Genomic DNA, 8,005 nt, shown 5'->3' on the forward strand with positions numbered 1-8,005 from the left:
ATGTGCCGGTGGCACATTTTTAGCGTAGGCCGGGCAGCTATGCTGCCCGGAGGCGGCCCGAGTCCCCGGAAAAAACAGACTCAACTTCATTCTGCCGTCTGCGGACGGCGGAACTCTGCGAGGCTTCTGCACAAACCTAAGGCGCCCCGGCCATCGGCCGGGGCGCCTTCCTTGCTGTCTTTCCTTTTTTCAGGGACCGGTCCGGCGCCTTACTCGGCGGGACGGACCAGAACCTCCTCGGTGGTGCCCAGGAGGATGGACTTCTCGCTGGGACGGAGCTCACCGGTGTTCTCGTTGCGGCCCTGGAGCACGAACCGGGCATCGGCGCTGCCGATGCTCTGGGCGGCCTCGTTGGAGCCCTCCCAGATGGGATCGCTGCTGGGCTTGCGATAGCGGTTGAAGATGACGCCCAGGACGGTGTCACCGTCGTCCATCCAGTCGGTCATCATGTTCCAGTCGCCGGCGCTGTCGCCGAAGACCATCAGGGGGCCCACGCCCTCATACTGGGGGGCGATGAAGTTGGTGATGATGGTGCTCTTGCCGGCAGCCTGGGTCTGAGCATACTTGCCCTCGCCGCCCCAGTTGTAGTCGTACTCGTTGGTGTACTTGCCGTCCACCAGCACGTTGCGCATGGCAAAGACATGATCCTCGGGGACGTTGTAGCCCATGGTCTCATTGGCGGCGCGGATGACATCGATGAAGGAGGCGGAGATGATGTACACGTCGATGTCGTTGGCCATCAGGGTGGCGTACAGGTCCTTCAGCTCATCGGTAAAGGTCAGGCCGGTGGTGAAGCTGATGGACACCACGCCGGCCTCGCCGGGCAGCTCCACGGGGGAGGTCCAGGTCTCGGAGGCGTAGCGGCCGTAGTCGGCCCAGTACTTGTGGGAGGCGGCGGCCAGGTCATAGACCTCGTCGGGGGTCATGCCGGTGAAGAGGTAGGTGACCCAGGGATAGGACACGGAGGCGTCAAAGGTGTCGCCCACAGAGGTGTACATGTAGCGCAGCTTGGCGGCGAAATCCTGATACTGGTTGGTGGCGTGGATGTAGTTCAGGTCATACTTGCCGCCGGCGCCGAAGCCCTCGTAGTTGGCATAGAGCCACTCGTAGTCGCTGGTGATGTCGGCTACCAGCTGGGCAACGGTGACGTCCTTGTCATCCACGGTCTTGCCCACGGGGGTGTTCAGGTCGGGGATCTGGGTCTCCAGCACGCCCTCCAGGTCGGCGGGGGCGATCTTGAAGGCCAGGTTCTCGATCTGGTAGATGAGCAGGGCCTCTTCCACGTCAAAGATCACGGAGGTGTTGTCGAAATCGAAGACCACATAGCGGCCCTTGCCGGCATTCTCGTCGATGACGGACTGGATGCGGGCACGGGTGGCGGGCGCCCAGTTGCCGGTGATGAGCTGAGTGGGATCGGGCTTATAATGGGCGGTGGTATCGATGGCGGCGGTATCGGTGGCGGCGTCCCAGGTGAGACCGAAGTCCAGATTGGACGCGAAGTCACGGAGCTTGAAGTAGTTGCTGCCGTTGTCGATGTTATACGCCTCCACGGACGCAGCCTGTCCATCCACGGTCACCTTGGTGGTGGCGGGTGCGACGGAGACGGCGGCCAGCGCGGTGGACATACCCAGCCCCAGCGCGAACACCAGGCCCAGGGCAAGCAATTTGCTGCTCTTGCGGTTTTTCATATATTTCCTTCCTCCTGTTACTCAAAAATAGTCTCATTTGAGTCCGGCGCCCTCAGACGCCTGCGGGGGCTTTTTAAATCCCGGCATTCCTCCTTCCTGGTAAAGGCAATTCGATGATAACATGAGCACGTTTTTATTTGCAACGCCCCCGTTTCTTTTCTCCGAACAGTCCAGTTTTCCCTCTAGAAAATTGTGCAGTTTTAACAATATCATCTCTGCCGTTTCCGCCATTTTATGGTGAGCATACTCAAAAAGGGGCTCCGGACAAGTCCGGAGCCCCTTTGGCGTGCTCATATCGCATTACATTTTCTCAGGTGCCGACACACCCAGCAGCTTGAGACCGTCGGCAATGACGGCCCGGGTGGTGTCGGCCAGCTTCAGCCGGGCATCCCGGAGGGCGGCGTTATCCACCATGCACCGGCAGGTGTTGTAGAACCGGTGGAAGCTGCCCGCCAGCTCCACCAGGTACCGGTTGATCCGGGAGGGATCGTAATCCCGGGCGGCCAGACGGATCTCCTCGGGCAGCTCGGAGAGGGCCTTCAGCAGGGCCTTCTCCTCGGGCTCGGTGAGGAGGGTGGCGTCCACAGCGGCGGCGGCGGGGACAGCGATCCCCTCCTCGGCCATCTTCCGCACCATGGAGCAGATGCGGGCGTGGGCATACTGGACGTAGTAGACCGGGTTGTCAGAATCCTCCCGGACGGCCAGATCCAGGTCGAAGTCCAGGGGGGAGGTGGAGGACCGGGAGTTGAAGAAGTACCGGGCGGCGTCCACACTGATCTCGTCCAGCAGGTCGTGGAGGGCGATGGCCTTACCGGAGCGCTTGGACATGCGGACGGGCTGGCCGTCCTGGAGCAGGTTGACCAGCTGCATGAGCACCACCACCAGCCGGTGGGAGCCGTCCAGACCCAGGCCGTCCAGGGCGGCCTGGAGCCGTGCCACGTGGCCGTGGTGGTCGGCGCCCCAGATGTTGATGGCCTTCTGGAAGCCCCGCTTCTCCAGCTTGTTGCGGTGGTAGGCGATGTCGGCGGCGAAGTAGGTGTAGAAGCCGTTGGCCCGGCGGAGCACGTCGTCCTTCAGGTCCAGCTTGTCCACCTGCTCCCGGGTCTTGCCCTCGGCCATATACTTCTGCTTGAGCAGCTCGGTGGTGTTGAGCCACAGGGCGCCGTCCTTCTCGTAGGTCCAGCCCTTCTCGGTGAGCATGCCCACCGTCTCGGCCACATAGCCGCTGTTGTGGAGGTCGGACTCCAGGAACCACTGGTCGTACTCGATCTTATAGCGGAGCAGGTCGCTCTTCATCTTGGGGATGTTGACGGACAGGCCGAACTGGGCCATGGCCTCCTGGCGCTGGGCCTCGGGCTTGTCCAGCCAGCCCTCGCCCTCCTTGTCCCGAAAGGCCTGGGCCAGCTCCTTGATGTCGTCGCCGTGATAGCCGTCCTCGGGGAAGGGGAAATTCTCCTCCCCCAGGATGAGCTGGTGGTAGCGGGCGTCAATGGAGACGGCGAACTTGTGGATCTGGTTGCCGGCGTCGTTGACGTAGAACTCCTTCCACACGTCGTACCCGGCCAGGGAGAGGACGTTGGCCAGGGTATCGCCCAGCACGCCGCCCCGGGCGTTGCCCATGTGCATGGGGCCGGTGGGGTTGGCGGAGACGAACTCCACCATGACCTTCTCGCCGTGGCCGATGTCGCTCTGGCCGTAGCGCTCCCCCTCGGCCTCCACGTCGGCCATGATCTGGCCGTACCACTTGGGGCCCAGGGTGAAGTTCAGAAAGCCGGGGCCGGCAATCTCCACCTTTTGGAAGAAGCTGCCCTCCAGGGCCAGGTTGTCACAGATGATCTGGGCAATGGCCCGGGGGGCCATGTGCATGGCCTTGGCCCCCGCCATGGCAAAGGAGGAGGCGTAGTCGCCGTGGGAGACGTCCTTGGGGATTTCCACGGAGCCCTTGACCTCCAGCCCGCCGGGAAGCTGCCCCGCCTGAGCCGCCTTTTCGTAAGCCTGCTGGGTAAGGGCCGCCACCTGATCCTTGGCGGCCTGGATGAGATTCGCCATATTCTTCCTTCACCTTTCTCTACGTTGTCGCATCGTCGTCGCAAAGTCCGCTCTGCTCCGTTTCCGCCTTACAGCGAAAACTGCGCCCGCTTCCTTGCTCCTCCTCTCCCAACCGGACCCGCTGCGCTGGGCTCCGTTCGGGTTTTCTTCATCTGCACATCTGCGGTCAAAAATCGCATCCCGACTCATGAGAGCTGGTTTTTATTGGGTGAACAAGGGTTCCTTCTCTCTTACGTCGATATGGAACATATTTTCACCGGCTACGGCATGGTCAATTTCGATGGCGTAGTCGATCTCGATCTCGCCGCCCCGCTCGTCCAGGACAGCGTGCATCTTTTTGGTGTTGATGCCCACGGACAGCGCCCCGTAAGGGGTCTCGTACATGGAGAAATGTCGCCGTCCGGGCTGAAAGACCATCTGGGAGTTGACCTCCCCCACCCGCATCAGGGTGATGCAGTCGGGCTCCACCTGGAAGGTGGTGAGGGTGCCCTCCAGCCCCGTGAGCTGGCTCTCCTGATAGGTCAGAGTGTAACCGGCGTCGCCGCAGTCCAGCAGCTTGCCCTCGGTGACCAGCTCGATGACCTCCGGCTGCTCCCCGTCGGTGCTCTGGACCCCTTTGATGGAAATGATCACGCTTTTATCCATTGGGAAATTACCTCGGTATCTACGCAGAATTCGACCCCGCGGTACCGCCGCGGGGGACGGCGGCTATTATATAATAAGTGTATCCCGATGTAAAGAGGCTCCTTCCACAATTTTGCACTTCCAACGGGGTTTGCCCCCTCTTTATCGGTCAATACTTCCAGATATCCACCTGGGTTACCGACTCCTCCACGTCCCGCCGCAGAAAGACCGAGGCCAGGCGGGAGAAGTCCTCCGCGCTGTCACTGACGTAGTAGCGGCTCTCCCCGGTCCGGCCGGGCCGGCTCAGGGCGTCCATATCCGTCAGGTGCCGGGCCACGGCGTCGGCGCAGGTCCGGCCCACGTCGATGAGCGTCACCTCCGGCCCCATGTAGTCGCCGATGATCTCGGTGAGCAGGGGGTAGTGGGTACAGCCCAGCACCAGGGTATCCACCCCCGCCGCCCGGAAGGGCTCCAGGTACTCCCCCACCACCGTCTCGGCCACGATGTCCCCCCGCCGGAACCGGCCGTTCTCCACCAGGGGCACAAAGAGGGGACAGGCCGCCGCCATCACCCGGATCTGGGGGGCACCCTGGGCAATGCGCCGCTCGTAGGCGCCGCTGCGGATGGTGGCCTGGGTGCCGATAAGCCCCACCTTGCCGTTCCGGGTGGCCTGAGCCGCCGCCCGGGCGGCGGGCTCCACCACACCCCACACCGGGATGTCGTTCTCCGCCGTGAGCACGTCCAGTGCCGTGGTGGACACGGTGCCGCAGGCGATGACGATGGCCTTCAGGTCAAAGGTCCGCAGAAAAGCCACATCCTGCCGGGCGTAGCGGATGATGGTGTCCTTGGAACGGCCGCCGTAGGGCACCCGCCCGGTGTCGCCGAAATAGATGATGTCCTCCCCCGGCAGCAGATGCTGGAGCTCCCGCACCGCCGTCAGACCGCCCAGACCAGAATCAAAGACGCCAATGGGCCGATTATCCACAAAAAAACCTCCCGCCGCAGCAAACATTCCCCGCCGTTCTCCGGCGGTCCAGTAGAAACTATCATATGCGAAACGCCGGGGAAAAACAAGTGTGATTTTCCACGGCCCTTCCCGGGAGTACCCTTTGACAAGTGGAGAAAATATACTATAATGTTATCTGCCGGAGGACACTCCGGCCCCATGACCCCGCCGGACCTTGTCCGGCCCGGTCCATCCGTCACAGAGCCTGTACGCTGCCTGTAAAGGAGGGTCTCAACCATGAAGCTGGAATTGACACGGAAACAATACCGGCGGCTGCTGGATATGGTGTATATCGGGAACTGGATCCTCAACTCCACCCGCGGCGACGACCGAATCCCGGACTATGACGAGGTGGAGAGCCTTCTCTTTTCCAAGGCCAAGGAGGAGGGCATGCCCATCCTGGCCGAGGTCTACAACGGAGAGGTCATCCCATCCCGGGCCTTTGCCGAGGGCGGCATCCATGAGGCCATCATGGACTACGAGGACAACGTCTTCTTCGACATTCTGGCCGAGGACCTGGCCCGCCGGGATATGGACGACGTGCCCATCGACGACAGCAACTACGAGGAGCTGGCCTCCCGCATCGACGCCTATATCGCCGAGTTCGAGGAGCACGGCACCGACAACATCACTGTGGACAGCGACATCATGTGAGGACAAAAACCGGTCCGCTCCCGCCCTCTTCGGGCGGAGCGGACCTTTTTTTCTTTTCCGCCGAAAACCACCAAAATAGTTGTGTCTGCAATCATTTGCATGCTATACTGAGCACGATACCGTGAAAAGCAAGGAGTGAGCGGACGTGTCCCTGTTTCGGCCCACAGCGGATAAATTTACCCAGATGACCCAGACCCCCATCCCCCGGCTGGTGTCCACCATGGCGGTGCCCACCATCATCAGCATGCTCATCACCTCCCTCTACAACATGGCCGACACCTTCTTCGTGGGCCGGATCGGCACCAGCGCCACGGCGGCGGTGGGGGTGGCCCTCCCCCTCATGGCCGTCATCCAGGCCATCGGCTTCACCTTCGGCCAGGGCTCCGGCAACCACGTCTCCCGGCTCCTGGGCCAGCAGAAGCGGGAGGAGGCCCAGCGCATGACGGTGGTGGCCTTCTACTCCGCCTTTTTGCTGGGGGTCGTATTAGGAGTGCTGGGGCTCCTCTTCCTGGACCCGTTGGTGGACCTCCTGGGCGCCACTGCCACCAGCGCTCAGTACACCAAGGACTACGTCTTCTACATTCTCATCGGCGCCCCCTTTATGGTGGCCTCCCTGGTCCTCAACAACCAGTTCCGCTTCCAGGGCAGCGCCGTCTTCGGCATGATCGGCATCTTCTCGGGCGCCGTACTGAACATCGCCCTGGACCCCATCTTCATCTTTCTGCTGGACATGGGTACCGGCGGCGCCGCCCTGGCCACCATCCTCAGCCAGTTCGTGGGCTTCTGCCTGCTGGTGGGCGGCACCTTCCGGGGCGGCAACCTGCGTCTGAGCCCCGCCGCCTTCCGCCCCACCCTTGACCGCTACCGCCGCATCCTCACCGGCGGCCTGCCCTCCTTCTGGCGGCAGGCCCTGGCCAGCGTGGCCACCATCCTCCTCAACGTGGCCGCCCGGGAGTACGGCGACGCCGCCATCGCCGCCATGAGTATCGTCTCCCGCATCACTATGTTCGCAAGCTCCGCCCTCCTGGGCCTGGGTCAGGGCTATCAGCCGGTGTGCGGCTTCAACTACGGCGCCAAGCTCTACGGCCGGGTGCGGGAGGCCTTCTTTTTCTTCTTCAAGGCGGCCGCCGTGGGCGGCGTGGCCCTGGCCGTGCTGGGCTACGTCTGCGCCCCCCAGCTCATGGCCGTCTTCCGGGCCGACGACCGGGAGGTCATCGCCATCGGCACCGCCGCCCTGCGGATGCAGTGCGTCACCTTCCCCCTCCTGGCCTGGTTCTTCCCCTCCAGCATGACCCTCCAGACCATCGGCCAGTCCTTCCGGGCCACCGTGCTGGCCATGTGCCGCCAGGGGCTCTTCTTCCTCCCCGCTATCCTCATCCTGCCCAACATCCTGGGCATCACCGGCATTCAGCTCAGCCAGCCCTTCTCCGACCTGTGCTCCTTCCTGGTGGCCCTGCCCATGGGCATCGGGGTTCTCCGGGATCTCAAGGCCGCCCAGCTGGGGGAGGAGGCCCGGAAAAGCTGAGCCCACCCTGGAACCTTTTCCTCCCATTTACGTCGAAAAGCATAAAGAAACTGGCAAAGGAGGTCTTTGGATGGTTTTGCGGAAACTTTGGAGGGTGGGCGCCGTGGCCTGCGCCTGTCTGGCCCTGGGGGCGCTGTGCGGCTTTGCCCTGCCGGTGCCGGAGGAATGGCTGGCCCGGGACCCCGGCTTTTCTCTCACCCGCCCCTCTGTCCAGCCGGAGGAGCGTGAGGGGGAGATCATCACCGTGACGCCGCCCACGGAGGAGGAGACCCTGTCAGAGGGGGAGATTACCGTCCTTCCGGCGGAGCCCTGCCCTGCGCCGGAGGAACCCCTCACCGCCGTTTTTCTCACGTGACAAGAAAAAAGGCCGCCTTCAGGCGGTCTCAGCTTGTCGAAAAAGTAGGAATGCCTCAGATTTTGTGCAAGAGCCTCGCAGAGTTCTGTCGTCCGCAGACGACG

Annotated in this window: 7 protein-coding genes; 3 read left to right on the forward strand and 4 right to left on the reverse strand. The window is 62.8% G+C overall.

The window, feature by feature from the left end; all coding sequences use genetic code 11:
* Window positions 1-209 precede the first annotated feature (209 nt).
* From Q0K15_RS09775 to murI, 4 genes are all read right to left on the reverse strand, one after another.
* Window positions 210-1,688 (reverse strand): haloacid dehalogenase-like hydrolase, encoded by a 1,479-nt coding sequence (locus Q0K15_RS09775; RefSeq protein ID WP_294515664.1) that lies wholly within the window; start codon window positions 1,686-1,688, stop codon window positions 210-212.
* Window positions 1,689-1,988: 300 nt separating this feature from the next.
* Window positions 1,989-3,737, reverse strand: a complete 1,749-nt coding sequence (gene argS, locus Q0K15_RS09780) for an arginine--tRNA ligase (RefSeq protein WP_294515665.1) — start codon at window positions 3,735-3,737, stop codon at window positions 1,989-1,991.
* Window positions 3,738-3,938: 201 nt separating this feature from the next.
* Window positions 3,939-4,382, reverse strand: a complete 444-nt coding sequence (locus Q0K15_RS09785; RefSeq protein WP_294515666.1) for a DUF1934 domain-containing protein — start codon at window positions 4,380-4,382, stop codon at window positions 3,939-3,941.
* Between the two features lie 148 nt (window positions 4,383-4,530).
* Complete coding sequence (gene murI, locus Q0K15_RS09790; protein WP_294515667.1) at window positions 4,531-5,346, reverse strand: glutamate racemase; 816 nt, start codon at window positions 5,344-5,346, stop codon at window positions 4,531-4,533.
* A 258-nt stretch (window positions 5,347-5,604) separates the two neighbouring features.
* On the opposite strand from murI, the gene Q0K15_RS09795 reads away from it, so the two are divergent.
* The 3 genes from Q0K15_RS09795 (at window position 5,605) to Q0K15_RS09805 (ending at window position 7,901) form a co-directional block, all read left to right on the forward strand.
* Window positions 5,605-6,021 carry a hypothetical protein gene (locus Q0K15_RS09795; RefSeq protein ID WP_294515668.1) on the forward strand — a complete coding sequence of 139 codons (417 nt, stop codon included), beginning with the start codon at window positions 5,605-5,607 and terminating at the stop codon, window positions 6,019-6,021.
* 145 nt (window positions 6,022-6,166) lie between these two features.
* Window positions 6,167-7,546 (forward strand): MATE family efflux transporter, encoded by a 1,380-nt coding sequence (locus Q0K15_RS09800; RefSeq protein WP_365933821.1) that lies wholly within the window; start codon window positions 6,167-6,169, stop codon window positions 7,544-7,546.
* A gap of 70 nt (window positions 7,547-7,616) precedes the next feature.
* Window positions 7,617-7,901 carry a hypothetical protein gene (locus Q0K15_RS09805; RefSeq protein ID WP_294515669.1) on the forward strand — a complete coding sequence of 95 codons (285 nt, stop codon included), beginning with the start codon at window positions 7,617-7,619 and terminating at the stop codon, window positions 7,899-7,901.
* Window positions 7,902-8,005: the final 104 nt, after the last annotated feature.

The organism is uncultured Intestinimonas sp. (assembly GCF_944387245.1).
Classification (GTDB): Bacteria; Bacillota; Clostridia; order Oscillospirales; family Oscillospiraceae; genus Intestinimonas.

Bases quoted from the DNA above. Each gene is read 5' to 3' on its own strand.
- argS (WP_294515665.1), bottom strand. From the start codon at position 3,737: ATGGCGAATCTCATCCAGGCCGCCAAGGATCAGGTGGCGGCCCTTACC.
- Q0K15_RS09805 (WP_294515669.1), top strand. From the start codon at position 7,617: ATGGTTTTGCGGAAACTTTGGAGGGTGGGCGCCGTGGCCTGCGCCTGT.
- Q0K15_RS09775 (WP_294515664.1), bottom strand. From the start codon at position 1,688: ATGAAAAACCGCAAGAGCAGCAAATTGCTTGCCCTGGGCCTGGTGTTC.
- Q0K15_RS09785 (WP_294515666.1), bottom strand. From the start codon at position 4,382: ATGGATAAAAGCGTGATCATTTCCATCAAAGGGGTCCAGAGCACCGAC.
- Q0K15_RS09795 (WP_294515668.1), top strand. From the start codon at position 5,605: ATGAAGCTGGAATTGACACGGAAACAATACCGGCGGCTGCTGGATATG.